This is a genomic window from Leclercia sp. 119287 (assembly GCF_009734485.1).
Taxonomy (GTDB): domain Bacteria; phylum Pseudomonadota; class Gammaproteobacteria; order Enterobacterales; family Enterobacteriaceae; genus Enterobacter; species Enterobacter adecarboxylatus_C.
The window spans coordinates 3,571,637-3,598,599 of sequence record NZ_CP046445.1; the positions used below are offsets into that span (position 1 = coordinate 3,571,637).

At 57.7% G+C, this 26,963-nt stretch carries 25 protein-coding genes; 5 read left to right on the top strand and 20 right to left on the bottom strand.

Going from position 1 to position 26,963, the window contains the following annotated elements:
- Positions 1-76 precede the first annotated feature (76 nt).
- A complete protein-coding gene (locus GNG27_RS17155; RefSeq protein ID WP_156264357.1) occupies positions 77-499 on the top strand; it encodes a DoxX family protein in 423 nt (140 codons plus the stop codon).
- Positions 500-547: 48 nt separating this feature from the next.
- Here the strand turns inward: GNG27_RS17155 and glyA are convergent, their stop codons facing one another.
- Complete coding sequence (glyA, locus tag GNG27_RS17160) at positions 548-1,801, bottom strand: serine hydroxymethyltransferase (protein ID WP_156264358.1); 1,254 nt, start codon at positions 1,799-1,801, stop codon at positions 548-550.
- 305 nt (positions 1,802-2,106) lie between these two features.
- Between glyA and hmpA the strand changes: the two genes are divergently transcribed.
- Positions 2,107-3,297, top strand: a complete 1,191-nt coding sequence (hmpA, locus tag GNG27_RS17165; protein ID WP_156264359.1) for an NO-inducible flavohemoprotein — start codon at positions 2,107-2,109, stop codon at positions 3,295-3,297.
- A gap of 81 nt (positions 3,298-3,378) precedes the next feature.
- On the opposite strand, the gene glnB is transcribed toward hmpA, so the two are convergent.
- The 5 genes from glnB to purL all read right to left on the bottom strand — a co-directional run bounded on the left by glnB (position 3,379) and on the right by purL (position 11,785).
- On the bottom strand, positions 3,379-3,717 hold the full coding sequence (glnB, locus tag GNG27_RS17170) for a nitrogen regulatory protein P-II (protein WP_039029746.1): 339 nt from the start codon (positions 3,715-3,717) through the stop codon (positions 3,379-3,381).
- Positions 3,718-3,796: 79 nt separating this feature from the next.
- Complete coding sequence (gene glrR / locus GNG27_RS17175; protein WP_156264360.1) at positions 3,797-5,134, bottom strand: two-component system response regulator GlrR; 1,338 nt, start codon at positions 5,132-5,134, stop codon at positions 3,797-3,799.
- Positions 5,131-5,889: a two-component system QseEF-associated lipoprotein QseG gene (qseG, locus tag GNG27_RS17180; RefSeq protein ID WP_156264361.1), complete on the bottom strand. Its 759-nt coding sequence runs from the start codon at positions 5,887-5,889 to the stop codon at positions 5,131-5,133. The genes glrR and qseG overlap by 4 nt, the downstream gene beginning before the upstream one ends.
- A complete protein-coding gene (gene qseE, locus GNG27_RS17185; protein WP_197090536.1) occupies positions 5,886-7,319 on the bottom strand; it encodes a two component system sensor histidine kinase QseE/GlrK in 1,434 nt (477 codons plus the stop codon). Before qseE ends, qseG begins: the two co-directional genes overlap by 4 nt.
- A 578-nt stretch (positions 7,320-7,897) precedes the next feature.
- Positions 7,898-11,785, bottom strand: a complete 3,888-nt coding sequence (gene purL, locus GNG27_RS17190) for a phosphoribosylformylglycinamidine synthase (RefSeq protein WP_156264363.1) — start codon at positions 11,783-11,785, stop codon at positions 7,898-7,900.
- A gap of 268 nt (positions 11,786-12,053) precedes the next feature.
- On the opposite strand from purL, the gene mltF reads away from it, so the two are divergent.
- Positions 12,054-13,610, top strand: coding sequence for a membrane-bound lytic murein transglycosylase MltF (gene mltF, locus GNG27_RS17195; protein ID WP_156264364.1), 1,557 nt, complete (start codon positions 12,054-12,056; stop codon positions 13,608-13,610).
- Here the strand turns inward: mltF and tadA are convergent.
- The 4 genes from tadA to murQ are packed head-to-tail and all read right to left on the bottom strand — an operon-like array spanning position 13,492 to position 16,958.
- Positions 13,492-14,031 carry a tRNA adenosine(34) deaminase TadA gene (tadA, locus tag GNG27_RS17200; RefSeq protein ID WP_156264365.1) on the bottom strand — a complete coding sequence of 180 codons (540 nt, stop codon included), beginning with the start codon at positions 14,029-14,031 and terminating at the stop codon, positions 13,492-13,494. The two genes, mltF and tadA, sit on opposite strands and share 119 nt — an antisense overlap.
- Positions 14,032-14,061: 30 nt before the next feature.
- The gene (yfhb, locus tag GNG27_RS17205) at positions 14,062-14,697 is read right to left on the bottom strand and encodes a phosphatidylglycerophosphatase C (protein WP_142486728.1); all 636 of its coding nucleotides are present in this window, start codon (positions 14,695-14,697) and stop codon (positions 14,062-14,064) included.
- Positions 14,698-14,700: 3 nt separating this feature from the next.
- Positions 14,701-16,053 carry a PTS transporter subunit EIIC gene (locus GNG27_RS17210; RefSeq protein ID WP_156264366.1) on the bottom strand — a complete coding sequence of 451 codons (1,353 nt, stop codon included), beginning with the start codon at positions 16,051-16,053 and terminating at the stop codon, positions 14,701-14,703.
- An 11-nt stretch (positions 16,054-16,064) separates the two neighbouring features.
- On the bottom strand, positions 16,065-16,958 hold the full coding sequence (murQ, locus tag GNG27_RS17215) for an N-acetylmuramic acid 6-phosphate etherase (protein ID WP_142486730.1): 894 nt from the start codon (positions 16,956-16,958) through the stop codon (positions 16,065-16,067).
- Between the two features lie 118 nt (positions 16,959-17,076).
- Here murQ and GNG27_RS17220 point away from each other — a divergent pair, with 118 nt between their 5' ends.
- Positions 17,077-17,925: a MurR/RpiR family transcriptional regulator gene (locus GNG27_RS17220; protein ID WP_156264367.1), complete on the top strand. Its 849-nt coding sequence runs from the start codon at positions 17,077-17,079 to the stop codon at positions 17,923-17,925.
- Between the two features lie 60 nt (positions 17,926-17,985).
- Positions 17,986-18,246, top strand: coding sequence for a YfhL family 4Fe-4S dicluster ferredoxin (locus tag GNG27_RS17225; RefSeq protein WP_106994567.1), 261 nt, complete (start codon positions 17,986-17,988; stop codon positions 18,244-18,246).
- Here the strand turns inward: GNG27_RS17225 and acpS are convergent.
- The 10 genes from acpS to rseA form a co-directional block, all read right to left on the bottom strand.
- Complete coding sequence (gene acpS, locus GNG27_RS17230) at positions 18,243-18,623, bottom strand: holo-ACP synthase (protein WP_156264368.1); 381 nt, start codon at positions 18,621-18,623, stop codon at positions 18,243-18,245. The genes GNG27_RS17225 and acpS overlap by 4 nt on opposite strands.
- Positions 18,623-19,354, bottom strand: coding sequence for a pyridoxine 5'-phosphate synthase (gene pdxJ / locus GNG27_RS17235; protein ID WP_142486733.1), 732 nt, complete (start codon positions 19,352-19,354; stop codon positions 18,623-18,625). Before pdxJ ends, acpS begins: the two co-directional genes overlap by 1 nt.
- Before the next feature lie 31 nt (positions 19,355-19,385).
- Positions 19,386-20,093, bottom strand: a complete 708-nt coding sequence (gene recO / locus GNG27_RS17240) for a DNA repair protein RecO (RefSeq protein ID WP_156264369.1) — start codon at positions 20,091-20,093, stop codon at positions 19,386-19,388.
- Between the two features lie 11 nt (positions 20,094-20,104).
- The gene (era, locus tag GNG27_RS17245) at positions 20,105-21,010 is read right to left on the bottom strand and encodes a GTPase Era (protein ID WP_142486735.1); all 906 of its coding nucleotides are present in this window, start codon (positions 21,008-21,010) and stop codon (positions 20,105-20,107) included.
- Entirely contained in the window at positions 21,007-21,687 is a 681-nt protein-coding gene (gene rnc, locus GNG27_RS17250) for a ribonuclease III (RefSeq protein ID WP_032613175.1), read from the bottom strand. Before rnc ends, era begins: the two co-directional genes overlap by 4 nt.
- Before the next feature lie 223 nt (positions 21,688-21,910).
- The gene (lepB, locus tag GNG27_RS17255; protein ID WP_156264370.1) at positions 21,911-22,885 is read right to left on the bottom strand and encodes a signal peptidase I; all 975 of its coding nucleotides are present in this window, start codon (positions 22,883-22,885) and stop codon (positions 21,911-21,913) included.
- 17 nt (positions 22,886-22,902) lie between these two features.
- The gene (gene lepA / locus GNG27_RS17260; protein WP_032613179.1) at positions 22,903-24,702 is read right to left on the bottom strand and encodes a translation elongation factor 4; all 1,800 of its coding nucleotides are present in this window, start codon (positions 24,700-24,702) and stop codon (positions 22,903-22,905) included.
- A gap of 184 nt (positions 24,703-24,886) precedes the next feature.
- Positions 24,887-25,363 (bottom strand): SoxR-reducing system protein RseC, encoded by a 477-nt coding sequence (gene rseC, locus GNG27_RS17265; RefSeq protein WP_142486737.1) that lies wholly within the window; start codon positions 25,361-25,363, stop codon positions 24,887-24,889.
- Positions 25,360-26,313: a sigma-E factor regulatory protein RseB gene (gene rseB / locus GNG27_RS17270; protein WP_142486738.1), complete on the bottom strand. Its 954-nt coding sequence runs from the start codon at positions 26,311-26,313 to the stop codon at positions 25,360-25,362. Before rseB ends, rseC begins: the two co-directional genes overlap by 4 nt.
- Positions 26,313-26,963, bottom strand: coding sequence for an anti-sigma-E factor RseA (gene rseA / locus GNG27_RS17275; RefSeq protein WP_142486739.1), 651 nt, complete (start codon positions 26,961-26,963; stop codon positions 26,313-26,315). The genes rseB and rseA overlap by 1 nt, the downstream gene beginning before the upstream one ends.

Consider the following 26,963-nt stretch of genomic DNA (forward strand, 5'->3'; position numbering starts at 1 on the left):
GACCCGAATGGCTCATGGCAAGCGGCACAAATCTGTATTAGGGTTTAATTATCCTGCTCACATAGGTCATGCCGCTATGAACGCTATACGGTATTTCGATTTCGGTCAGTCCCGGGCGCTGATCCTGTTAATCGCCCGTCTCGCCCTTATCCTCCTGTTTATCATTTTCGGCGTGCCAAAAATGTTCGGTTTCGACGGCACGGTGCAATATATGGCGAAGCTGGGCGCCCCGATGCCGATGCTGGCGGCCATTGTGGCGGTGATCATGGAGGTGCCCGCCGCGATTCTGATCGTGCTCGGCTTTTTTACCCGCCCGCTGGCGGTGCTGTTCGTCTTTTATACTCTGGGTACGGCGGTGATTGGTCACCACTACTGGGATATGAGCGGCGATGCGGTGATGCCCAATATGATTAACTTCTTCAAGAACATCAGTATCGCCGGCGGGTTTCTGCTGCTGGCCGTTGCCGGGCCGGGCGCTATCTCCATCGACCGGCGTTAGCCATAAAAAAAGGCCGCATACGCGGCCTTTTTGTTCTGCGAAGCAGACTTATGCGTAAACCGGGAAGCGCGCGCAGATATCCAGCACTTTCGCTTTCACGCGTTCAATAACGGCTTCGTCATTGATGTTGTCCAGCACGTCACACATCCAGCCAGCCAGCTCTTTCACTTCCGCTTCTTTGAAGCCGCGGCGAGTCACAGCCGGGGAACCGATACGGATACCGGAGGTCACGAACGGGCTCTTCGGATCGTTTGGTACGCTGTTTTTGTTGACGGTGATGTTGGCGCGGCCCAGGGCAGCGTCAGCTTCTTTACCGGTCAGGTTTTTATCAACCAGATCCAGCAGGAACAGGTGGTTTTCAGTCCCGCCGGAGACCACTTTGTAGCCACGGTTCAGGAACACGTCCACCATCGCTTTGGCGTTCTTAGCAACCTGCTGCTGGTAAACTTTGAACTCAGGCTCCATCGCTTCTTTCAGCGCCACGGCTTTCGCCGCGATCACGTGCATCAGCGGGCCACCCTGCGCGCTTGGGAAAACGGCAGAGTTCAGTTTTTTATACAGGTCTTCGTCACCGCCCTTCGCCAGGATCAGGCCACCGCGTGGACCCGCCAGGGTTTTGTGGGTGGTGGTGGTGACCACGTGAGCGTGTGGCACTGGGTTCGGGTAAACGCCTGCGGCGATCAGACCGGCAACGTGCGCCATGTCGACGAACAGGTATGCGCCGATGCTGTCTGCGATTTCACGCATTTTTGCCCAGTCAACCACGCCGGAGTAAGCGGAGAAGCCGCCGATGATCATCTTCGGCTTGTGCTCTTTGGCCTGCTTCGCCATGTCTTCGTAGTCAATTTTACCGGACTCATCAATACCGTAAGGGATGATGTTGTACAGTTTACCGGAGAAGTTAACCGGGGAGCCGTGAGTCAGGTGACCGCCCTGCGCCAGGTTCATACCCAGAACGGTATCGCCCGGCTGCAGCAGCGCGGTGTAGACCGCGAAGTTAGCCTGAGAGCCGGAGTGCGGCTGCACGTTAGCGTAGTCTGCGCCAAACAGCTCTTTGGCACGGTCGATCGCCAGCTGCTCAACGATATCCACATACTCGCAACCGCCGTAGTAGCGCTTGCCCGGGTAACCTTCAGCGTATTTGTTGGTCAGCTGAGAGCCCTGCGCCTGCATAACGCGCGGGCTGGTATAGTTTTCGGAGGCGATCAGTTCGATGTGCTCTTCCTGACGTACTTTTTCCTGCTCCATAGCCTGCCACAGTTCGGCATCATAATCGGCAATGTTCATTTCACGCTTTAACATCCGCATCTCCTGACTCAGCTAACAAGTAAATTTTTGCCTGAAAAAGGCAGTCCAGTTGGACGACGGGCAACAGTATAACTGATTAGCAGAGTGATAACAGGTCTTGACAAACGATTTTACGCAAACGTTTACCTGCCCGCCACGCAAGGGTTTGAGGAATAACGCTCTCGCCCTGTAAAGTGGATTTCTTTTCAGGTTTGTGATGCAGTTAATTCAAGTTGCAAAGAACCATTTACAACGCAGGGTTATTTTTTATAAGATGTATATAAAATACATCATTAAAGTAACATTTGAAGGAAGCTGCTATGTTAGACGCTCAAACCATCGCTACCGTTAAAGCCACTATTCCCCTGCTGGTCGAAACCGGTCCTAAACTTACCGCCCATTTTTACGATCGCATGTTCGCGCACAACCCGGAGCTCAAAGAGATTTTCAACATGAGCAACCAGCGCAACGGCGACCAGCGCGAAGCGTTATTTAACGCCATTGCCGCGTACGCCAGCAACATCGAGAACCTGCCGGCGCTGCTGCCAGCGGTGGAAAAAATCGCCCAGAAACACACCAGCTTCCAGATCAAACCCGAGCAGTACAACATTGTTGGCAGCCATCTGCTGGCCACCCTGGATGAGATGTTCAGCCCGGGTCAGGAAGTGCTGGACGCATGGGGCAAAGCCTACGGCGTGCTGGCTAACGTCTTTATCAACCGTGAAGCGCAGATCTACAGCGAAAACGCCAGCAAGAGCGGCGGCTGGGAAGGCACCCGCGCGTTCCGTATCGTGGAAAAAACCCCGCGCAGCGCGCTGATTACCAGCTTTGAATTTGAGCCGGTGGACGGCCAGCCGGTGGCCGATTACCAGCCGGGCCAGTACCTGGGCGTGTGGCTGAAGCCGGAAGGCTTCCCGCATCAGGAGATCCGCCAGTACTCCCTGACCCGTAAGCCAAACGGCAAAGGCTACCGCATTGCGGTGAAACGCGAGGACGGTGGTCAGGTCTCCACCTGGCTGCACGACGAAGCTAGCGTCGGTGATGTGGTGCATCTGGCCGCGCCGGCGGGCGATTTCTTTATGGCGGTGGATGCCAATACCCCGGTGACGCTGATCTCCGCCGGTGTCGGTCAGACCCCGATGCTGGCGATGCTGGATACCCTGGCGAAATCGCAGCATCAGGCGCAGGTCAACTGGTTCCACGCCGCAGAGAATGGCGAAGTGCATGCATTTTCTGATGAAGTGAAAACGCTGGCTGCCGGTCTGCCGCACTTTACCGCCCACACCTGGTATCGCCTGCCGTCGGATGACGACCGTGCCGCAGCACGCTTCGACAGCGAAGGTCTGATGGCGTTAAGCCAGCATAAAGAGCAGTTCCACGCCCCGGAGATGCAGTTCTACGTCTGTGGCCCGGTAGCCTTTATGCAGTACGCCGCGGCGCAGCTCCTTGAGCTGGGCGTAAATAAAGATAATATTCATTACGAATGCTTCGGCCCGCATAAGGTGCTGTAATGCAAAAAGCCCCTCTCACGAGGGGCTTTTTTTTGCCCGGCGGCGCTGCGCTTGCGCGGGCCTACAGGTTGAAGTCCGGCGTTAAATCGCGGCGTCGTCTTCTTCACCGGTACGGATACGGATCACGCGCGACACGTCAAAGACGAAGATCTTGCCGTCACCGATTTTGCCGGTCTGCGCGGTGCGGATAATGGTATCCACGCAGGTCTCCACGATGTCGTCCGACACCACGATTTCAATTTTTACCTTCGGCAGGAAATCAACCATGTATTCCGCGCCACGGTACAGTTCAGTGTGGCCCTTCTGACGACCAAAGCCTTTCACCTCTGTCACCGTCATGCCGGTGATGCCGACTTCCGCCAGCGCTTCGCGTACATCATCCAGTTTGAAAGGTTTAATAATCGCATCAATCTTTTTCATGGTGGTCCTTAAACTTATGCCTGTCAGCTGCCTCGTAATCGGTTGCTCACAGTATCATATTCAGGCGGATTTTAGGGTATCACTCTTTAAAATCGTTTGCTTCCAGCTCATGGCGCGACAGCAGCTTATAAAACTCGGTGCGGTTACGTCCGGCCATGCGCGCCGCATGGGTCACGTTACCTTTGGTGATCTGCAGTAATTTACGCAGATAGTTGAGCTCAAACTGATTGCGGGCCTCGACGAAGGTCGGCAGAGCGGTATTTTCCCCCTCCAGCGCCTGGTCCACCAGCGCATCGCCGATCACCGGCGAGGAGGTGAGCGCCACGCACTGCTCAATCACGTTCACCAGCTGGCGCACGTTACCGGGCCAGCTGGCGGTCATCAGCCGCTTCATGGCATCGGTGGAGAAAGCCCGCACAAACGGCTTATGCCGCTCGGCGGACTGGCGCAGCAGCTGCGTCGCCAGCAGCGGAATATCTTCCGCCCGCTCCGCCAGCGCCGGGATCTTCAGGTTGACGACGTTGAGGCGATAGAACAGGTCTTCACGAAACTCGTTGCGCGCCATCGCCTTGGGCAGATCCCGGTGAGTGGCGGAGATAATACGCACGTTGATGTCGATATCGCGGTTGCTGCCGAGCGGCCTGACCTTGCGCTCCTGCAGCACGCGCAGCAGTTTGACCTGCAGCGGTGCCGGCATATCGCCAATTTCATCGAGGAACAACGTACCGCCTTCTGCGGCCTGGAAGAGCCCTTCCCGGCTGCTGACCGCGCCGGTAAAGGCCCCGCGCGCGTGCCCAAACAGCTCCGACTCCAGCAGCTGCTCGGGCAGTGCCCCGCAGTTGATGGCGATAAAGGCGTTTTTGCCGCGCGGGCTGGCGTTGTGGATCGCCTGGGCGAGGATCTCTTTCCCGGTGCCGCTCTGGCCGTTAATCAGCACGCTGACGTCGGACTGCGCCACCATCCGCGCCTGCTCCAGCAGCCGCAGCATGATCGGACTGCGGGTGACAATCGTCTCCCGCCACGTCTCATCGCCTGACGGCGCGGCGTGCTCCAGCGCATCGTCGATCGCTTTATAGAGCGCGTCTTTGTCCACCGGCTTGGTGAGGAAGCTAAAGACCCCCTGCTGGGTGGCCGCCACGGCATCCGGGATTGAGCCGTGGGCGGTGAGGATAATCACCGGCATACCGGGTTGCAGCTTCTGGATCTCGGTAAACAGCTGCATGCCGTCCATCTCATCCATCCGCAGATCGCTGATGACCAGATCGACCTTCTCGCGCCCCAGCACCTTCAGCCCTTCCTGACCGCTTTCGGCAGTCACCACGCTGTAGCCCTCGCTTACCAGACGCATGCCCAGCAGCTTCAGCAAGCCGGGGTCGTCATCCACCAGCAAAAGATGCGCAGGTTTTCGGCTTGTCATGGCTTTCCGTCCTCTTGTTTCGGGGTATCCGCCGCGTCGCCGTCAGCGGGCGGCGTCGCACTCTTTGGCGCATCCGGCAGATAGTTGCTGACCGGCTTACGGGTGGAGAGTTGGCGTTCAATATCGGTCAGGTTTTCCAGCTTCCGGGTAGTGGTGTCCAGCTGCGAGCGTAAATATTGCTGCTGCTGGCGCAGGTTATCCAGCTCACCGTCGGTCGTCTGCTGTAACTTGCCGTAGCGTGAACGCTCCTCCGCCAGCTGCAGCTGCAGCACCTGCCCGTGTCGCCATAGCTGATAGAGCGGGCGCACCTGGGCGGGGATCTGCGGGCTCAGCGCATCCAGCCGGGTGGTCAACACCCGCCGCTCCACCGGGTTAATTTTGGCATTTGCCAGCAGGAGCCCGCGTTTAAAGCTCTCCTGCCAGGTGTCATCGCTCCAGGTCCGCGCCTCTGCACGCGCCGCGGCGGGTGAGAGGCGATCCGCACAGTCCATGCCGCGCAGCCAGTAGAGCGGGTTGCTGTCGGTTTCCTGACCATGCAGCTGCCAGATATTATTGCAGTCGGTAGAAAGGAAGTCCGCCAGCTGATGTTCAGGCAATTTTTCATCCTGCTTGTCGCTGATGGCAGGCGTCGGCGCGTGGGTGACGCATCCGGCCAGCAGCAGGCAGGGAAGGCTCAGGCGGATAAAGTGGCCGGAAAATACCGCGTTAATGGCGCGGGAAAAGACGTGTGACATACTCACCAGACTTAGATTCATTTCAGTGATTTTTCCGACTCAAGCGGCAGTTCGATGCGAAAACAGACATCGGTACGGTCGTCAGTGACAAGATTAAGCTCTCCCTGCATACGACGAATGCAGTCGCGGGCGATGCTCAGCCCCAGACCGCTTCCCTTAACCGCCCCTTTGCGTTGATGACTACCCTGGAAAAAGGGTTCGAAGATCATCGTTTTTTCATCGTCGGGGATCGGGTTTCCGGTGTTAGCGACATCGATACAGACACGCGAGCCGTGCGTAAAACTGCGAATATAAATGGTACCGGATTCAATGCCATAGTGCACCGCGTTGGAATAAAGATTATCCAGCACGCTCATCAGCAGCATAGGTTCGGCTAAACAGGCGGGCGTCGAAAGTGCCAGTTCAGTATGCATCATTTTAGCCCGCGCAGGCAGGCTGTGGGCGGAGAGCACCATATCCACCAGCGGTGCAAGCTCCACCCGCTCCAGCTCGGGTATCCCGTCGGCCAGTTTGCGGTTGTAGTCGAGCAGTTGCTCAATCAGCTTTTGCAGATTACGGCTGCTGGCATCGAGGATCTCAACAATTTCTCCTTGCTCAGGCGTCAGCGGCCCGGCGACCTCATCGGCCAGCAGCTCGGTTCCCTCGCGCATGCTGGCGAGCGGGGTTTTCAGTTCATGGGAGATGTGGCGTAAAAACTGATGACGCTGGGATTCGAGCCACGCCAGCCGTTCGGAGAGCCAGATGATGCGTTGTCCGACCGAGCGCAACTCGCGCGGGCCGGTAAAGACCACGGTATTGCCCAGCGAGCGCCCCTCCCCCAGCCGGTTGATCATCCGCTCAATACCCTTCACCGGGCCGATGATCATGCGGGTGAAGAGCAGGACCAGCACCAGGCTAACCAGAAACAGCACCAGCGCCTGCCAGCCAAAGAACTGGCCGCGCTCGGCAATCTCCTGCTGGAGCTGCTGCCCGCGGGAGAAGATCACCGCCCGGGTCGCCTGGACCATTTCGGTATTGGCGTTGGCGAAGGCCTCCAGCCGGAGGGCGGACATCGCATCGGGGCCGCTGTTGAGGCACTGCAACTGCGCCAGCGCATTGATATCCTGACGCAACGCCTGATACAGCTTGTCGTCCGGCAACACCCCTGCATGGGCATCAAGCATTTCGCTGTAGCGCTTACGCTGATTTTGATACACGTTTGCCAGCGTCCTGTCGTCGAGCACGCAATACTGCCGGTAGCTGCGCTCCATCTCCAGCGCGGCATTGGTCATCGCCTCGCTGCGGCGGGCATCAATCAGGGTGGTACGGTTGGTGAGCGCCGCCTGGGCGCTGAGGGCGTTCAGGCTCTGCCATGCCTGCCATGCCAGGACCAGCAAAGGCAGCAGGATCAGCAGGAATGCCATCATGACTAACTGTCGCAAGGAGCGAGGGAAAACAGACCAGCGTTTCAACGCATTACTCTTTTTTGCGAGGGGGTAAGAGGATGCTAGCTGGACAGCCCTTCAGATACAACAAAGCCGGGTTAAAAACCCGGCTTTGTTATGGAATGAGGCGGTGCCTAACTCGACGTTTCGCCCCGGGTCTGATAAAGCAGAGCTATGATCAGCAGTTGGACGGCAGGCACCTTTTTGTGCGTCATTCGAAGTTTATGTAGCGCGTCCCGAAGGGGCTGACATAAGAGGGTGAATGAGCCACTGGCTACTATTATGCAACAGATGTGCCATAATGCAAATAAAAATATTAAATTGTTAATTTATATATAATTTTATAAGGATCAGCAGTAGTTACGGGCGGGATGATTTTCAGGCTATCTGTCGCCGATCAGCAACATCCTTACAGGGTTATTAGGGACTCTATTAATATCAATAAGTTAAATGTCGCCAGTTGACGACATCAATATATGAGCGTTGTCGCAGATTTGCGACACCGGGGAAATCGCCGGGCGGCACTGCGTTTGCCCGGCCTACAAAACCTCACTCGGCTTTGTAGGCCCGGTAAGCGAAGCGCCACCGGGCACAACAACGATCTCTTAACCCAACTGCTTACGCGCGTTGCGGAAGATACGCATCCACGGGCTGTCCTCGCCCCAGTTCTCCGGGTGCCAGGAGTTGCTGACGGTACGGAATACGCGCTCAGGGTGCGGCATCATCACCGTAACGCGACCGCTTTCGCTGGTCACTGCGGTGATGCCATTGGCTGAACCGTTCGGGTTCGCCGGGTAGGTTTGCGTGACTTTACCGAAGTTATCGACAAAGCGCAGCGCCACCAGACCTTTGCTCTCCAGCTCCGCCAGATGCGCGGCGTTACGTACTTCCACCTGCCCTTCACCGTGAGATACCGCGATTGGCATTTGGGAACCCACCATGCCCTGCAGCAGCAGAGAAGGGCTCTGGGTCACTTCCACCAGGCTGAAACGCGCTTCGAAGCGATCGGACTGGTTACGCACAAAGCGCGGCCAGGCTTCGCTGCCCGGGATCAGCTCGCGCAGGTTCGACATCATCTGGCAGCCGTTGCAGACGCCCAGGGCCAGAGTCTGCGGACGGTGGAAGAAGGTTTCGAACTCGTCGCGAACGCGGTCGTTAAAGAGGATGGATTTCGCCCAGCCCTCGCCCGCACCCAACACGTCACCGTAAGAGAAGCCGCCGCACGCCACCAGCGCCTGGAAATCGGCCAGACCGGTACGGCCTGCCAGCAGGTCGCTCATATGGACGTCGATGGCATCGAAGCCCGCACGGTGGAAGGCGGCCGCCATCTCCACGTGGGAGTTCACGCCCTGCTCGCGCAGAACCGCGACTTTCGGACGGGCACCCTTCGCGATATACGGCGCGGCAATGTCTTCATTGATGTCGAACGACAGCTTCACGTTCAGGCCCGGATCCTGGTCGTTAGCTTTCGCCTCGTGCTCCTGATCGGCACACGCCGGGTTGTCGCGCAGACGCTGCATCTGCCAGGTGGTTTCTGCCCACCACATACGCAGCGTAGAGCGGCTTTCGGCAAAGACGGTCTGACCGTTGGCCTCGATAACAAAGCGATCCCCGGTCACCGCTTTACCCAGGTAGTGTACGCAGTCGCCCAGACCGTGCTGGGCCAGCAGCGCTTCCACCGCTTCGCGATCGGCCGCACGTACCTGAATCACGGCACCCAGCTCTTCGTTGAACAGCCCCGCCAGACGATCGTCGCCCAGGCTGGCAATGTTGGCTTCCACGCCGCAGTGGCCGGTGAAGGCCATCTCGGCCAGGGTAACCAGCAGGCCGCCGTCGGAACGGTCGTGGTAGGCCAGCAGTTTACGTTGGGCCACCAGCGCCTGAATGGCGTCGTAGAACCCTTTCAGCTGCGCCACGTCGCGCACGTCAGCAGCCTTGTCGCCCAGCTGGCGGTAAACCTGTGCCAGCGCGGTGGCACCCAGCGCGTTATGACCTTTACCCAGGTCAATCAGCAGCAGGGCGTTGTCTTCGGTGGAGAGCTGCGGGGTGATGGTGTGACGCACATCTTCCACGCGAGCGAAGGCGGTGATCACCAGCGACAGCGGCGAGGTCATCTCACGCTGCTCGCTGCCTTCCTGCCAGCGGGTTTTCATCGACATGGAGTCTTTGCCCACCGGAATGGTCAGGCCCAGCGCCGGACAGAGTTCTTCCCCCACCGCTTTCACCGCTTCATACAGCCCGGCGTCTTCGCCCGGGTGACCGGCTGCGGCCATCCAGTTGGCGGAGAGCTTGATGCGTTTGATATCGCCAATCTGGGTGGCGGCGATGTTGGTCAGCGCTTCACCCACCGCCAGGCGGGCAGAGGCCGCGAAGTCCAGCAGCGCAACCGGGGAACGTTCGCCCAAGGCCATCGCTTCACCGTAGTAGCTGTCGAGGCTGGCGGTGGTTACCGCGCAGTTCGCCACCGGCATCTGCCACGGACCTACCATCTGATCGCGGGCAACCATGCCGGTCACGGTGCGGTCACCGATGGTAACGAGGAAAGTTTTTTCCGCCACGGCCGGCAGATGCAGAACGCGGTTAACCGCCTCGGCAACGGTCACACCCTGCAGGTCGAGGGCTTTGCCGCTGGCTTTACGGGTCTGTACGTCGCGGGTCATCTTCGGCGTTTTGCCCAGCAGCACGTCCAGCGGCAGATCGATCGGCTGGTTGTCAAAGTGGGTATCGCTTAAGGAGAGATGCATCTCTTCGGTGGCTTCACCGATCACCGCGTACGGCGCACGTTCGCGGCGGCACAGCTCATCGAACAGCGGCAGCTGATCCGGTGCAACGGCCAGCACGTAGCGCTCCTGGGATTCGTTACACCAGATCTCCAGCGGGCTCATGCCTGGCTCATCGCTCAGGATGTCGCGCAGGTTGAAGCGGCCGCCGCGGTTGCCATCGCTCACCAGCTCCGGCATGGCGTTGGAGAGACCGCCCGCGCCCACGTCGTGAATAAAGAGAATTGGGTTGGCATCGCCCAGCTGCCAGCAGCGGTCGATCACCTCCTGGCAACGACGTTCCATCTCCGGGTTGTCGCGCTGTACGGAGGCAAAATCGAGATCCGCATCAGACTGACCGGAGGCCATCGACGAAGCCGCCCCGCCGCCCAGGCCGATGTTCATCGCCGGGCCACCCAGCACGATCAGCTTAGCACCGACGACGATCTCGCCTTTTTGCACGTGATCGGCGCGGATGTTGCCGATCCCGCCCGCCAGCATGATCGGTTTGTGGTAGCCGCGCAGCTCTTCGCCGTTGTGGCTGTCCACTTTCTCTTCGTAGGTACGGAAGTAACCGTTCAGGGCCGGACGACCAAATTCGTTGTTAAATGCCGCACCGCCCAGCGGGCCGTCGGTCATGATGTCCAGGGCGGTAACAATGCGCTCCGGCTTACCGAAGTCCTCTTCCCACGGCTGTTCAAAGCCCGGGATACGCAGGTTGGAGACGGAGAAGCCCACCAGCCCCGCTTTTGGTTTAGCCCCGCGTCCGGTGGCACCTTCGTCACGGATTTCGCCGCCGGAGCCGGTTGCGGCACCCGGCCATGGCGAGATCGCCGTCGGGTGGTTATGCGTTTCGACTTTCATCAGGATATGCGCAGGCTCCTGGTGGAAGTCATAGCGCCCTGCTTCGCGATCGGCGAAGAAGCGGCCCACCTCGGAACCTTCCATTACCGCGGCGTTGTCTTTGTATGCAGACAGCACGTGGTCAGGGGTTTTCTCCATGGTGTTTTTGATCATTTTGAACAGCGACTTCGGCTGCTGCTCGCCGTCGATAACCCAGTCGGCGTTGAAGATCTTATGGCGGCAGTGCTCGGAGTTGGCCTGCGCGAACATATAAAGTTCGATGTCGTTCGGGTTGCGGTTCAGCTTAACGAACGCGTCCTGCAGGTAGTCGATTTCATCTTCGGCCAGCGCCAGGCCCAGACGCAGGTTGGCGTCAATCAGCGCCTGACGGCCCTCACCCAGCAGGTCCACGCTCTGGACTGGCGCAGGCTGATGGTGGGAGAAGAGCTGCTGTGCGTCATCCAGAGAGGCGAACACGCTCTCCATCATGCGGTCGTGCAGTTCGCTTGCCACAACGGCCCACTGGGCGTCGGTCAGCGTGGAGGCTTCAACGTAATACGCCACGCCGCGCTCCAGACGATCAATCTGGCTCAGACCACAGTTGCGGGCGATGTCGGTTGCTTTAGAAGACCAGGGGGAGATGGTGCCCGGACGAGGCGTAACCAGCAGAAGTTTACCGTTCGGGGTATGGCTGCTCAGGCTTGGGCCGTACTTCAGCAGGCGCTCAAGCCGGACTAAATCCTCTGCCGTTAAGGGAGCATTCAGGTCAGCAAAATGGACATACTCAGCGTAAATATTGCTTACCGGAAGGTCGGCCGCCTGAAAACGTGCCAGCAGTTTGTTGATACGGAAGGCAGACAGTGCAGGCGAACCACGCAGAATTTCCATCATAAGTCTCTCGTCTTCGAAGCGCCGGAGGCGCTTACAGTGTGCGCAAGGGGGGAAAACGGGCGCTATTATAGTGGATCCTGCGCGCCGACGAAACCGTTTGCGTCGTAATAAAATCGACGTTGTCATTTAGCAGGAGATGTTGCAGCTCCCGCTAATAAGTTGCCAAGTGGCGTTACTTTGCGCAAAATGCCGCGAAATCTTTGGTAATACTTGTTTTTACTATGGCCCACATAAACCAGAACAATACACAGCACATAGAATCAACTTATTGAAAAAATTAAAGATTAATTATCTGTTCATCGGCATAGTGACCTTGCTGCTGGCAGCGGCCCTGTGGCCTTCAATCCCCTGGTTCAGCAAAGCCGAAAACCGCATCGCCGCTATTCAGGCGCGGGGGGAGCTGTGCGTCAGTACCTTGTCCTCACCGCTGACCTATAGCGCGATCAACAATAAAGTGATTGGCCTGGATTACGAACTGGCGCAGCACTTTGCAGACTACCTGGGCGTAAAGCTCAAAGTGACCGTACGCCAGAACATCAGTCAGCTGTTTGACGACCTGGATAATGGCGATGCCGATTTGCTGGCCGCCGGGCTGGTCTATAACAGCGAACGTAGCAAGAACTATCAGCCGGGCCCCACCTATTACTCTGTCTCACAGCAGCTGGTCTATCGCGTGGGCAGCCTGCGCCCGCGCACCCTTGCCGGTCTGACAGCAGAACAGCTCACCGTCGCACCGGGGCATGTGGTAATCGACGACCTGCGGGCGCTGAAAGAGAAGAAGTACCCTAACCTCAACTGGACGGTGGATGAGAAGCAGGGCACCACGGCGCTGCTGGAGCAGGTCACCGACGGCAAACTGCCTTACACCATCGCTGATTCGGTGGCCATTAGCCTGTTCCAGCGTGTCCACCCGGAGCTGGCGGTGGCGCTGGACGTCACTGACGAGCAGCCTGTCACCTGGTTCAGCCCCCTTGATGCCGACCAGACGCTCTCTGCCGCGATGCTCGATTTCTTCAACGGGATGAATGAGGACGGCACCCTTGCGCGGCTGGAGGAGAAATACCTCGGCCACGGGGATGACTTTGACTATGTCGATACCCGCAGCTTCCTGCGCGCCGTGGATAACGTGCTGCCGGATCTGAAGCCGCTGTTTGAGAAATATGCGCAGGAGATTGACTGGCGTCTGCTGGCCGCTATCTCGTATCAGGAGTCGCACTGGGACGCACAGGCCACCTCACCCACCGGCGTGCGCGGCCTGATGATGCTGACCAAAAACACCGCCCAGAGCCTGGGCCTGACCGACCGCACCGATGCCGAGCAGAGCATCAGCGGTGGCGCACGTTATCTGCAGGATATGATGGCTAAGGTGCCGGAGACGGTGCCGGAAGAGGAACGGATCTGGTTTGCGCTGGCGGCCTACAACATGGGATACGCCCATATGATCGATGCCCGCGCCCTGACGGCAAAAACCAAAGGCAATCCCGACAGCTGGTCTGACGTCAAACAGCGCCTGCCGCTGCTGAGTCAGAAGCCGTATTACAGCAAGTTAACCTATGGCTATGCGCGCGGCCACGAGGCGTACGCCTACGTGGAGAATATCCGCAAATACCAGATAAGCCTGGTGGGGTATCTGATGGAGAAAGAGAGAGAGGCGCAGGCGGCACAGCAGCTGGCGCAAAGTTATCCGGTAGTATCGCCGGATGAGCTTACTCGCCCGATAACTTCAATTCTGCCTTTTGTCTCTTTTTCTGCTGACGCCGCATTCGAAAGAACTCACTTAGCATCTCCGAACACGCTGGTGCCAGCACCCCTCCCAACACATTGACCTGATGGTTCATGCCGGGATGTCTGAGTACGTCCAGCAGCGAACCTGCCGCCCCGGTTTTTTCATCCCGCGCACCAAACACTACCGTGCCGATCCGGCTGTGGATCATGGCACCGGAGCACATGACGCAGGGTTCGAGGGTAACGTAGAGCGTGGTGTCCAGCAGGCGGTAGTTTTGCAGTACCAGTCCGCCCTGGCGCAGGGCCATGATTTCGGCATGGGCGGTCGGGTCGTGACGCCCAATCGGGCGGTTCCAGCCTTCGCCAATCACCTGGTTATTGTGGACCAGCACGGCGCCCACCGGGACTTCACCCTCTTCCCAGGCGCGTTTGGCAAGCTGGAGCGCATGGCGCATCCAGTATTCATGATTGAGTTCAAGGTCGGACAACGCAGCATACTCCAGTCTGAAAAGCGGGCGCATTATACACACCCGCTATGCATAATCACAAAATCATTCCAGTTGCTGCAGTTCACCAAGGGGCGTGACGCGCCAGCGGTGCTGGCAGAAGTAAAGGAGGGGGTTGTCCTGCTTGCTGTCGCTGTAGCCGCTGTAGAGCCGCAGCGGGGTGCCGATTTTTTTCTCCAGCTGCACCACCTTCTCGTGGCCGAGGCAGCGCATGGTCAGCACCCAGCCACCGTACGCGCGCCCCATCTGGGTGGCAATCAGGTTGACGCGCGGCAGCCAAGGGGTATCGAAATAGACCTGCTCGACCAGCGGCTGCGGCGAGCCGGTGATCAGCCAGATGTCGGCATCGTTGGCGTTGAGGTAGTTGGTGAGCCGCTCCTGCACCACCGGGAAGGCGGTAACATGCCCGCGAAACCAGGTGACAAACTCTTTCTCCAGCTGTTTGAGCCGCGCTTCGCTGTGACCGAAGGTGCAGCCCCACAGCAGCAGGCTCATCGGCCAGCGGGCGGCGCGGCCTTTAATCAGCAACGCGCCGCCGATGATGGGTAGCAGGGGTAACACGAGCAGGGCATTCAGGGGCTGTCGGCGCAGCAAATAGCGCATAAAGGTGCCGAACATATCCTGCTGATGCAGCGTTCCGTCCAGATCGAAAAAGACTACGCGACGCTCGTGATTGACCAAACCTTACTCCTCTGGATCGTTGAACCCTAACAGCCAGGTAAACAGGAACCCGGCGATCACCGCTACCAGATAGCCTAACAGATAGAGCATGACTTTTCCGGTCACGATGGTTAATGCCAGCGGTAATCCGGAAATACCAAAGGTGATAACGGTTGCCACTTTCCAGTAACTGATGAGCGCCCCGCCGACCGCGCCGCCAAGACAGGCGCCGATAAACGGCTTGCCCAGCGGCAGGGTGACGCCGAAGATCAGCGGTTCACCGATCCCCAGCAGCCCGACCGGCAGCGCCCCTTTGATGACCTTTTTCAGGCGTTCATTACGGGTTTTCATCAGCACCGCAATCGCCGCGCCGATCTGTCCGACACCGGCCATCGCCAGAATAGGCAACAGCGCGTTGTAACCATGGGCCTGCACCAGCTCAACGTGGATCGGCACCAGGCCCTGATGTAAGCCGGTCAATACCAGCGGCAGGAAGGTGCCCGAGAGAACCCCGCCCACCAGGAATCCTCCGCGATCGATAGCCCAGGAGGCACCGTGGGCGATGGATTCGGAGATCACGCCCCCCAGCGGCTGCAGGGCGATAATCGCCACGCTGCCGGTGATTAAGGTGGTCAGCAGCGGATTGAAGATCAGCTCCAGCGAGCCCGGCAGGATATTGCGCAGCCGTTTCTCGATCCAGCACATCAACACCACCACCAGCAGCACGGCGATCACCCCGCCCCGCCCCGGCTGCAGCGCTTCACCAAACAGGGTGATCTGCGCCAGCTGTGGGCTGGAGAGGATCCCCGCCATCACCCCGCCCATTGCCAGCGAGCCGCCGAACACTTTGGCGGTGTTAACCCCCACCAGAATGTTCATGATGGCAAAGACCGCGCTGCCGAAAATGCCGAGGATCCCCAGAAGATTGGGATAGTGGGTCGCGAAGTCACCGACAATGTCCGGGCGTTTCAGGATATTGATGATCCCGGTGATCAGCCCCGAGGCAATAAAGGCCGGGATCAGCGGAATAAAGACGTTGGCCAGCTGGCGCAATGCGTCGCTCATCGGGGCTTTGTATTTGGCCTTCACCTGGGCTTTGGTGCGCTCGGCGTCATCCATCACCGCCCCGCCCATCAGCGAACGCATGGCATCCACCACCTGCGCAGCCTTGCCGGGGCCGACGATCAGCTGATGCTGCTCCCCCTGCTTCACATAGCCGCTGACCCCGGGCAGTTTTTTCAGCCGCGCCAGATCGAGCTTGTCATCATCCTGAACTTCCACCCGCACCCGCGTCATGCAGTTTTCCAGACGCCGGATATTGTTCTCCCCGCCAATACCCGCAAGGATATCGCTGGCGAGAGCTGCTGTTTTTTCCATGTACGCCTCTTTTAGTTCTCTAATGCCGCACGTAAGAATCCCTGATGCGCGTCGAGTCTGGCGCGCGCCGCCGCGGCATCCAGCCCGCTTAAGATCATCAGAATGGCCGGTTTGACGTCATATCCGGTCTGTTTCAAGACCTCTTCCGCCTCTTCCCGCGTGGTACCGGTGGCTTCCACCACCATGCGGCAGGCCCGGTCGATAAGCTTCACGTTGGTGGCTTTCATGTCCACCATCAGGTTCTGGTAGACCTTGCCAAACTTCACCATCGCGCCAGTGGAGATCATGTTCAGCACCAGCTTTTGCGCAGTGCCGGATTTCAGACGAGTGGAGCCGGTCAGCGCCTCCGGGCCGACAACCGGCGAGATGGCGATGGTGGCAACCTGGGCAATGGGTGAGCCCGGATTACAGGAGATCGCCACGGTGGTGCAGCCGGTCTGGTTCGCATACTCGAGGCCGCCAATCACGTACGGGGTGCGTCCGGAGGCCGCCAGCCCGACCACCAGATCCTGCGCGGTCAGGTTGAGGGCTTTGAGATCCTCTTCACCGAGCTCCTTACTGTCCTCGGCCCCTTCCACCGCCTTCAGCAGCGCCCCCGGCCCCCCGGCAATCAGGCCGATGACAAGGCCATGCGGCACGCCAAAGGTCGGCGGACATTCTGAGGCGTCCAGTACCCCAAGACGCCCGCTGGTGCCCGCCCCCATGTAGATGATGCGCCCGCCCGCCTTCAGCGCGTCGGCTGCCGCATCCACGGCTTTTGCCACCTCGGGCAATGTCTCTTTCACTGCCTGCGCGACCAGCGTATCCTGTTGGTTAAAGCGATTAACCAGGTCAAGCGTGGAGAGCGCGTCGAGATCCAGGGTTTGTGGATTGCGGGATTCTGATACCAGTGAGCCGAGATTCATTTTTTTGTGCCTCAAGAATTTTTAATTCATAATATTCGCATTATAATGGAATATAAAATTCATTCAGGCGAGCAGAATTCGCATTTGCTGCAGTCATCACATTTCGCCAGGAGTCCTTATGAACTGTTTAATTCGAATCCGCCAGCGCTACGCCGGCTTTGCCCAGAGCGATAAAAAACTGGCGGACTTTTTACTCACCCAACCCGATCGTGCCCGCCATCTCAGCTCCCAGCAGCTGGCAAGCGAGGCGGGCGTGAGCCAATCCAGCGTGGTTAAGTTCGCGCAAAAAATTGGTTTTAAAGGCTTTCCGGCGCTAAAGCTGGCGCTGAGCGAAGCCCTGGCCAGCAACCCGAATCCGCAATCCATGCCGGTGCACAACCAGATCCGCGGCGACGATCCGATGCGTCTGGTGGGGGAAAAGCTGATCAAGGAGAACGTCACAGCGATGCACGCCACGCTGGACGTCAACAGCGAAGAGAAACTGCTGGAAAGCGTCGCCATGCTGCACGCGGCACGGCGGGTGATCCTTACCGGGATCGGCGCTTCAGGCCTGGTGGCACGTAATTTTGGCTGGAAGCTGAATAAGATCGGCCTGATCGCCATTGTCGAACAGGATATGCACGCCCTGCTGGCTACCGTGCAGGCGATGGCACCTGACGATCTGCTGCTGGCTATCTCCTATACCGGCGAGCGCCGGGAGATTAACCTGGCCGCCGATGAAGCCCTGCGCGTGGGCGGGAAAATTCTGGCTATCACCGGCTTTACCCCCAATGCCCTGCAGCAGCGGGCCACCCGCTGTCTGTACACCATTGCCGAAGAGCAGGCCACCCGCAGCGCGGCCATCTCCTCCACCAGCGCGCAGATGATGCTGACCGACCTGCTGTTTATGGCCCTGGTTCAACAGGATCTGGAGCGGGCTCCGGAACGCATCCGCCACAGTGAGGCGCTGGTAAAAAAACTGGTTTGAGCAGGGAATGACCGAGCGTATAATGCCCGCCCTGTTTGTGTTGTTTCTGAGAATTTCCTGATGGCGCTGTTAATCACCAAAAAATGCATCAATTGCGATATGTGCGAACCTGAATGCCCGAACCAGGCGATTTCGATGGGGGACAGCATTTATGAGATTAACAGCGACCGCTGCACCGAATGCATTGGCCATTACGAGACGCCAACCTGCCAGAAGGTGTGCCCGATCCCCAATACCATCCTGAAGGATCCGGCACATTCAGAATCCGAAGAGCAGCTGTGGGACAAGTTTGTCCTGATGCACCACGCGGATAAGATTTAACTTTCGATAATCACCGTGGCGCAGGCGTAATGACGTTCATCGGCCAGCGTCACGTGCATATGCGCCACGCCCAGCTTTTCCGCCAGCTTTAACGCCTCGCCCCATAGTCTGAGGCGCGGTTTGCCCAGCTCATCGTTAAACACTTCGAACTGATTAAAGGCCAGGCCGTTGCGGATCCCGGTGCCGAAGGCTTTTGCCGCAGCCTCCTTCACCGCAAAACGTTTGGCAAGAAAACGCACCGGCTGCTGGTGCGTCTCCCAGATGGCCCATTCGTTATCGCTGAGCACCCGGCGGGCAAGGCGATCGCCGCTACGGGCAATCACCGCTTCGATACGGTCAATCTCGACGATATCCGTGCCTAAGCCGAGGATGGCCATTACTTGCGGGCTTCCTGCATCAGCCGCTTCATCTCTGCCACCGCCTCTTTCAGGCCGCTCATCACCGCGCGACCGATAATCGCATGGCCGATGTTCAGCTCATGCATCTCCGGGATGGCGGCAATGGCTTTGACGTTATGGTAGGTCAGGCCGTGGCCGGCATTAACCTTGAGACCCAGACCTGCCGCATAGGTGGCCGCTTTGGCGATGCGATCCAGCTCTTTCGCCCGGGTGGCATCGTCTTCAGCATCGGCGTAGCAGCCGGTGTGGATCTCAATGTACGGCGCGCCAACGTCGGCTGCGGCTTTGATCTGCGCTTCATCGGCATCGATAAACAGCGACACCAGGATCCCGGCGTCCGCCAGGCGTTTGCAGGCGTCACGCATCTTATCCAGCTGACCGGCCACGTCCAGCCCACCCTCGGTGGTCACTTCCTGACGCTTTTCCGGTACCAGACAGCAGAAGTGCGGTTTGGTCTCAACGGCGATCGCCAGCATCTCTTCGGTGACGGCCATCTCCAGATTCATGCGGGTGTCCAGGGTCTGACGCAGGACACGAACGTCACGATCGGTGATATGACGGCGATCTTCGCGCAAATGCACGGTAATGCCATCGGCCCCCGCCTGCTCGGCGATGAATGCCGCCTGAACCGGATCAGGATATGCCGTACCGCGCGCGTTGCGCAGGGTAGCAATGTGGTCGATGTTGATGCCTAACAGTAATTCAGCCATGACAATCCTCGGATTTCTTTTGTTCTGTGGTCTAACGTTTCGGCATAAACTGCCGGAATAATTCGCGGCTCTTTAGGGGCTTGCCACCAAGATAAGGCTTGAGCGCAATGCGGGTAAAGCGTTTTGCCGCCCGCAGGGTGCTGACGTCGGGAAACTCACGTTCCGCCAGCGCCCGCAGATCCCGTCCGGTGAAGGTGCTGTTGTCGATGACAATGCTGGCGATAAAGCCCTTCTCTTCGCGATAGCGGTAGGTCATGGAGTCTTCGACCGGCTCGCCGCTGCCCGCACAGTGCAGAAAATCGACGCCGTATCCCAGATGCCCGAGCAACGCCAGCTCAAAGCGACGCAGCGCCGGTTCCGGCGAGCCGGTTGCGCCTGCCAGCGCCTGGAGACAGTGCAGATAGTCGAAAAAGAGTTTAGAGAAGCGGGTCTCATGTTCAAGAACGCGCGTGATTAGCTCGTTCACATACAGACCGCTGTACAGCGTAATACCAGAGAGGGGGAGCGCCAGAGAGACGGCTTCGGCATTGCGCAGGGTTTTCACTTCCCCACGTCCGCTAAAGCGCACCAGCAGCGGTGTGAAGGGTTGCAGAGCGCCCTTCAGGTTAGAACGTTTGGAACGTGCGCCTTTGGCAACAAGGCGCACGCGGCCTGACTCTTCCGTGAAGACGTCCAGCATCAGGCTGGTTTCGCTCCACGGACGGCTGTGAAGGACAAAGGCTCTTTGCCATCCATCCACGTTTTAGTGACTTATACGTCGTCGCCGTAACCAAGACTGCGCAGCGCGCGTTCGTCATCGGCCCAGCCAGATTTCACTTTCACCCACAGTTCCAGGTGAACCGGAGCTTCAAACATCTCCTGCATGTCCTTACGGGCTTCAATACCGATGGTTTTGATTTTGGCGCCTTTATTGCCAATCACCATCTTCTTCTGCCCTTCGCGCTCAACGAGGATCAGCCCGTTGATGTCATATCCGCCGCGCTCGTTGGTCTGGAAACGCTCGATTTCCACGGTCACGGAGTACGGCAGTTCAGCGCCGAGGAAACGCATCAATTTCTCACGGATAATTTCAGACGCCATAAAGCGCTGAGAACGGTCAGTGATGTAATCTTCCGGGAAGTGATGAATCGCTTCCGGCAGATGCTTACGCACGATGCCCGCGATGGTATCCACGTTCAGACCGGTCTCGGCAGAGAGCGGGACGATATCGAGGAAGTTCATCTGGCTACCCAGCCACTGCAGATGCGGCAGCAGATCGGCTTTTTCCTGCACGTTATCAACTTTGTTGACCGCGAGGATCACCGGCACTTTGCCGTCGCGCAGCTTGTTCAGCACCATCTCGTCGTCGGCAGTCCAGCGGGTGCCTTCGACAACGAAAATCACCAGCTCAACGTCACCGATAGAGCTGCTCGCCGCCTTGTTCATCAGGCGGTTAATGGCGCGTTTCTCTTCCATATGCAGACCCGGGGTATCGACATAAATAGCCTGATACGCCCCTTCGGTATGGATACCGACGATGCGGTGACGAGTGGTCTGCGCCTTACGGGAGGTGATGGAAATCTTCTGACCCAGCAGATTATTCAGCAGGGTCGATTTGCCAACGTTCGGACGTCCGACGATGGCAATAAAACCGCAGTAACTCTTTTCTTCGCTCATTCCAGCTCCAGCATTTTTAACGCCTGTTCGGCGGCAGCCTGTTCCGCCTTGCGACGGCTTGAACCTGTGCCAACCACCGGTTCACTCAGGCCACTGACCTGGCAATGGATGGTAAATTCCTGATCGTGTGCTTCGCCACGAACCTGTACCACCAGATAGGATGGCAGCGGCAGATGGCGACCCTGCAGGTACTCCTGCAAACGGGTTTTTGGATCTTTCTGTTTATCACCCGGGCTGATTTCATCCAGACGCGACTGATACCAGTTCAGGATCAGCTGCTCAACCGTCTGGATATCGCTGTCGAGGAAAACGCCACCGATTAACGCTTCGACGGTATCCGCGAGAATAGATTCACGACGGAAGCCGCCGCTTTTCAGTTCCCCAGGCCCGAGTCGCAGGCACTCACCCAGTTCAAATTCACGGGCAATTTCGGCAAGCGTATTGCCACGTACCAGCGTTGCGCGCATGCGGCTCATATCACCTTCGTCCACGCGCGGGAAACGGTGATAAAGCGCATTCGCAATAACAAAACTTAAAATGGAGTCGCCCAGAAATTCGAGTCGCTCATTGTGTTTGCTGCTGGCACTGCGATGGGTTAATGCCTGTTGCAACAACTCCTGATGCTGAAAAGTGTAGCCCAGCTTCCGTTGAAGCCGATTAATTACGATGGGGTTCATGCGATACCAATAGAATAAATGCGTCAAAAATGCAGCACACGAAACCGTCCTGAGAAAGCCAACGCGGTTTCGTGTGCCGTGGCACTGAATCAGCGCCAACCTTAAACTTCGGGGGAATATTCTATACGCAACGACAGGGGTTGTCGTTAGTCAGAAGAGATTTATCCCTTAAATAATTCACGTAGCCTCTGATTAAAGAGACTACGTGCTCATTTATCAGGAATTAATGGATGCCGCCAATACGATTTAACCGTACGCCGGTCGGCCACTCGCCTTCCTGTTTCTCAAAGCTCATCCAGATAGTGGTCGCTTTGCCAACCAGATTCGCTTCCGGCACAAAGCCCCAGTAACGGCTGTCCGCGCTGTTGTCGCGGTTATCACCCATCATGAAGTAGTGTCCCGGCGGCACAATCCAGGCTGCCAACTGCTGCCCCTGCTGCTGATAGTACATCCCCAGTTGATCCTGAGCGATGGAGACGGTCAGGATACGGTGCGTCACATCGCCCAGCGTCTCTTTGCGCTCGTTCAGACGAATACCGTTCTCTTTGGTCTCGCCTTTCGGCAGCTGGAAGAATCCGCTGGTGGCTTCGCCGCCGTTACGACGGGCAAAGGTCTGCACAAAGTCGCTTGGCTCAACGCCGGAATAGGTTACCGCCAGCGCACTTCCGCAGGCCGTACCGGAACTGCATCCAGGCTGAACCGTCACCTCTTTGGAGACCGGGTTATAGGTTACCTTATCGCCCGGTACGCCAACGGTGCGTTTGATGTAATCCAGACGCGGATCGTCCGGATATTTAAACACCACGATATCGCCACGTTTTGGATGACCGGTTTCGATCAGCGTTTTCTGGTAGATCGGATCTTTAATGCCGTAAGCAAACTTCTCCACCAGAATAAAATCACCGATCAGCAGCGTTGGCATCATCGAACCGGATGGGATCTGGAAAGGTTCATAGATAAACGAACGCACCACCAGCACAATCGCCAGCACCGGAAAGACCGAAGCGCCCGTTTCCAGCCAGCCCGGCTTCGGGCTGACTTTTTTCAGGGTTTTCGCATCCAACTGGTCGCCCGTGGCAGCCTGTGCGGCGGCCTGACGTTCGTGACGTTTCGGGGCAAAGATAAACTTATCCAGACACCACAACAGCCCCGTCACCAGGGTGGCAATCACCAGGATCAGGGCAAACATGTTCGCCATGCCAACTCCTTATAGGATTATTTTCCGTCTTTACCCACGTGCAGAATGGCGAGGAACGCTTCCTGCGGCAGCTCGACGTTACCGACCTGCTTCATACGCTTCTTACCTTCTTTCTGCTTCTGGAGCAGCTTTTTCTTACGGCTGACGTCGCCGCCATAGCATTTTGCCAGAACGTTTTTACGCAGCTGTTTCACCGTCGAACGGGCGATGATGTGGTTGCCAATGGCCGCCTGAATCGCAATATCGAACTGCTGGCGAGGGATGAGCTCTTTCATCTTCTCGACCAGTTCGCGACCGCGATACGGAGCATTGTCATTGTGGGTGATCAGCGCCAGAGCATCGACGCGCTCGCTGTTGATCAGCACGTCCACACGAACCATGTTGGAGGCCTGGAAGCGTTTGAAGTTGTAGTCCAGCGACGCATAGCCGCGGGAGGTTGACTTCAGGCGGTCGAAGAAGTCGAGCACCACTTCCGCCATCGGAATTTCATAGGTCAGCGCAACCTGGTTACCGTGATAAACCATGTTGGTCTGCACGCCGCGTTTTTCGATGCACAGCGTGATGACGTTACCCAGGAACTCCTGCGGCAGCAGCATGTGACACTCTGCAATCGGCTCACGCAGCTCATGAATATTGTTCAGCGGTGGGAGCTTGGACGGGCTGTCGACGTAGATAACCTCTTTCGAGGTGGTCTCAACTTCGTAAACTACCGTCGGTGCAGTGGTGATCAGATCCAGATCGTATTCACGCTCCAGACGCTCCTGAATGATCTCCATGTGCAGCAGGCCGAGGAAGCCACAGCGGAAGCCGAAGCCCAGCGCAGTTGAGCTTTCTGGCTCATAGAACAGGGAAGCATCGTTAAGGCTCAGCTTGCCGAGCGCGTCACGGAAGTTCTCGTAATCATCGGAGCTGACCGGGAACAGACCCGCGTAAACCTGCGGTTTCACCTTTTTGAAGCCTGGCAGCGCTTTATCTGCCGGGTTACGTGCCTGGGTCAGAGTATCGCCAACCGGCGCGCCGAGGATGTCTTTGATGGCACAAACCAGCCAGCCTACTTCGCCGCATTTCAGCTCGGTACGGTCAACCTGTTTTGGCGTGAAGATCCCCAGACGGTCGGCGTTATAGACCTGTCCGGTGCTCATCACTTTAATCTTGTCGCCTTTGCGCATGGTGCCGTTTTTAATACGCACCAGCGAGACAACGCCGAGATAGTTATCGAACCAGGAGTCGATGATCAGCGCCTGCAGCGGCGCATCAGCGTCACCTTCCGGGGCCGGAATGTCACGCACCAGACGTTCCAGCACGTCGGTTACACCTACGCCGGTTTTGGCGGAGCAGCGCACTGCGTCCGTCGCGTCGATACCGACGATATCTTCAATCTCTTCCGCTACGCGCTCAGGATCGGCGGCTGGCAGGTCGATTTTGTTCAGTACCGGCACCACTTCGAGATCCATTTCCATCGCGGTATAGCAGTTGGCCAGCGTCTGGGCTTCTACGCCCTGCCCGGCATCAACCACCAGCAGCGCGCCTTCACAGGCGGCCAGCGAACGGGAAACTTCATAGGAGAAGTCTACGTGGCCTGGGGTGTCGATAAAGTTAAGTTGGTAGGTTTCGCCATCAGACGCTTTATAGTCGAGCGTCACGCTCTGCGCTTTAATGGTGATACCGCGTTCGCGTTCCAGGTCCATGGAGTCCAGAACCTGGGCTGCCATTTCACGATCAGACAGGCCACCGCAAATCTGGATAATACGGTCAGACAGCGTCGACTTACCGTGGTCAATGTGAGCAATGATCGAAAAGTTACGTATGTTCTTCATATAGTTAAATAATTATGCCTTACGAATTCCTGGAGGCCGCTGTTCTTAGCCTGACGTTTTTCAGTGCGAAAACGCAGCATTCTACACTACATCTCCTTAACCGGGAAATGCTCTTCCAGCAAGCTTAGCGTGAAGATTCAGCGTTTTCTTTTATGAGATGTAAATAAAGCAAAGCCCGGTGACATCACCGGGCTTCAGAAGAGAGCATTTCAACGCGAAGCTCATCGGGGGGCAACCCGACGCTGAGAATAACGGGCTGCCACTCCTCGCGAACGGCAAGCCTCGATGAAAAGCCGCGGGCCAGTAAAAAGCCACCCACGCCACCCAGGGCTGCGCCGCACATCGCGGCCAGATCGGTGCCGAACAGCACCTGGAATACGCCGCCCAGAGCAAACAGCCCCACCAGCGGGGAGAGATAGACCAGCATCGCCGAGCCCAACAGGCTGCCTTCGGCGATCCCTAACTCGACTTTTTGTCCTGTCACCAGCGGCTCTGCACTGGGGACGCTGATGGTATGCGACGTCTGCGGCCCGAGTTTGTTAAGCACCCGGCTTCCGCAACCGGCGCGGGAGGCGCAGCTGTTACAGGACGCTTTTACGTCACAGCTAACCAGCGCAACGCCCTCCTGCCATGAAACGACAGTTGCCCACTCTTTGATCATTGTCCGGCCCTGAATTTAATGCTGTCTGCGATGCGTTTAGCCGTTTGCGGCGGCAGTTCGCCCACGACGGTGATCTCGGCGCTATCACGCACGGTGGTACTCACGGTCCGGCGTCCGGTACGCAGCATCTGATCGGCGCTCACCGGCGTTGCACGGTTGATGTTAACCGAGAAGCTAAACAAACCGTCGGAATAAAGTCGGGATTCGACCGGGGTATCAATCGTCGGTAGCTGGCGGCGGCTGCTGGAGACTTCACTGAAGCCCTGCGGGATCCAGTTTGGCGCCCAGTTGAAGCTGACAGGATCGCCCGCCGGTACAGAGAGCAGCGGCGGCAGGTTAGCTTTTGCCAGATTCTGCATGCTGTTGCCGACCTGATCGTCAATGGTAAAGGAGATCACCCGGAACTGTTCCAGCGTCTCGCCATCACGATCGAGCAGATCGACCCGCATAGGCAGCTTGGTCTCCGCATCCATCCAGACGATATAGCTGTAACGCGTCCCGTCTCTTGCGACTACGCGCAGCACTTCACAGAGCCGGTCGGCGATGCGGGTACGCCCTACGGAGATAAAGTCATAGTAAGGCGCAAGCCGTTTGAAGTCGGTATAGATGAGCGAAGGCAGCGAATCAACGATGTAATCGCCGTTCAGCGTAAAGGGTTCAAGACCCGGCTCAAAGTAGCTGATTTCATTGCCACGCTGCACGACTTCGCGGCGCGGACCATCCATCTGCAAAAGCTGGGCAAGCGGCTGTTTATCAAGACGGGCATGGCGATAGCGCAACGACTCTACACCCTGCTTATTGATACTGATAAAAGCCAGCTCGTAGTTGAGTGACTGGCTGGCCTGGTTCATTTGCTGTAACAACGCCCCGGACGATACATCAGCCGAGGCGTTGACAGTGAACAACAGGCTACCCGCCATCAGAGACATGGCGCACCAAAGTTGCTTCATTACTGCGATTGCGTTCCTAAAGTTTGGTTTCCGGGCACTTGCACAGCAGCCTGCTGGGTTTGCGCCTGCTCAAACTGAAGCTGTTCGGAATGCAGACGACGCTGCAATTCGTAGTCCTGCAACATCGCATTGATACGACGGCGTTGCTCTTGTACCTGCTGCTGCTGACCGGCGCCTGCCGATGCATCAGAAGGAATACCCAGGCTTACCGGGCTGGCTTTGCCCATCATCGGCAGCGTATTGAACACTGGCGCTTCTGGCTGCTGGTTGACTTCAGATTGGGTGTTATAGTGCTGGACGCCAACAATAACTGCAAGCGATACGCAAGCAGCGACGCCCATTTGCGTCAGTTGACTCGCCCAGGGACGCACTTTTTTCCAGAAAGGCATCTTCTGCCACAGGTGCGGCGCCGGTTGGGCTTCAGGAATCAGCGGAGTGGCCTGAGAAACAGGTTCATTCTCAATGGCAGCCATTACGCGAGATGAGATATCAAAATGGAGGAGCTCGCCGGTATCGCCGCGCAGGGTATCGCGGATGAGATGATAACTCTCCCAGGTTTTTTGCATCTCAGGAGAGCGAGAGAGCTCATTGAGCATCTCACTGTCCAGCGTTTCACCATCCATTAAAGCGGAAAGTTGTTCTTTCTGCAT